At 40.3% G+C, this 1,263-nt stretch carries 3 protein-coding genes; 1 reads left to right on the plus strand and 2 read right to left on the minus strand.

The window, feature by feature from the left end; genetic code table 11:
* Window positions 1-293, plus strand: a 293-nt coding sequence (locus AC1DSE_RS35430) for a CheR family methyltransferase (protein ID WP_477529140.1), incomplete at its 5' end; no start/stop codon positions are given.
* A 98-nt stretch (window positions 294-391) separates the two neighbouring features.
* Here the strand turns inward: AC1DSE_RS35430 and AC1DSE_RS35435 are convergent.
* Both AC1DSE_RS35435 and AC1DSE_RS35440 read right to left on the minus strand, forming a co-directional pair.
* A complete protein-coding gene (locus AC1DSE_RS35435) occupies window positions 392-643 on the minus strand; it encodes a hypothetical protein (RefSeq protein WP_430059564.1) in 252 nt (83 codons plus the stop codon).
* Window positions 644-652: 9 nt separating this feature from the next.
* Window positions 653-1,263 (minus strand): hypothetical protein (locus tag AC1DSE_RS35440; protein ID WP_477529141.1); only part of this gene is annotated, 611 nt, incomplete at its 5' end.

Here is a 1,263-nt window from a genome sequence, read left to right on the forward strand (position 1 = left end):
CTGATTATGAGCATGCCTTATTCCATCCTTATATCAAAGAAAATATGATGTTTGCCCAGCATAACTTGGCAACGGATCGTTCTTTCAATGAGTTTCATGTTATTTTGTGCCGGAACGTTCTCATTTATTTTGACCCGGATCTGCAAAGCCGTGTTCATTCTTTGTTTTTTGAAAGCCTCGCTCTACAAGGCTTCTTGGCACTAGGCAATATGGAATCATTAATCTCGGTTCATAAAATCAAATACGAGGATTTTAATCAGTCAGAACGAATTTTCCGCAAAATAAGTAATTAGCTAAAGCTGCTTCACTAACGAAACAAATAAGAGCCAAAATCCTATCCTAAGGATTTTGGCTCTTTCCGTTTTAACGTATGGATGATCTCGTTTGTCTCCTATCGGCTAATCGAAACCGAACCTGCTGCTTTAATCGAGGCGCTAATCGTTAATTTTTTCGCTAGGCATTGAAGCTCCTCCGCCGTTCCCTCGAATGGCTTGAGAGCAAGGCATAATTGCAATAAAGCAGCTTTTGCTGCCTCTTCAGCGAGATATGCATCTTGCAAAATAAAGTGAGCAACCTGATAGGCGTATGGCTCAACTCCTTTTAATTGCTGGAGCTTGCAAGGTGTTAGAATGGCTCTGCTCATAACATTTCCTCATCCATTTATTTTTCCGACAATTTCCATATTATTTAAATGTAAATTCTCCTTTAATTCTTCTGGTGTTTGCTTGCCATTGCCGATTTCAACAACACGGCCAGTATAGAGCAACTCCCCTGTTGCAAGATCGAGCACAGATGCTCCGGCAACATCTGCATGTTGAGTCATAACGTATACACGATTTGAGTTAATCAACAGAAATTTGATCTCGTCTACGTTCAACTGCTCTGCGGATAATTTGGCATAAGCTTGCTCGAATTTATTAGTTGATAAATGATACCGCGATAAGGTGATGTGTTCAGGTCCACTTTTTGCTACATAATACTCATCGCCTTGCAGGCTCGTCCACGCTTCCTTAATCACTAAATTAGTCAATTCAGTCATTAAGCCCGTACGGTAGGAATAGGCAAAATATTTCTCGCTTAGCGTTTCTGGTACCTTGTTCGCTTCTCGATCTTCTTGGCTAATTTTCTCTTCCCTTACAATAAAGATTATTTTCTCGAAAGGAGAACTGTATTGGCCACTTGAATCCCCCATATGCCCAATTTGGATTTGAACATCTTTTTTATTACTTGTGGACTTGATGCCCAGTGACTCGATGTTCGTAT

Source organism: Paenibacillus sp. 01L418, from assembly GCF_056400045.1.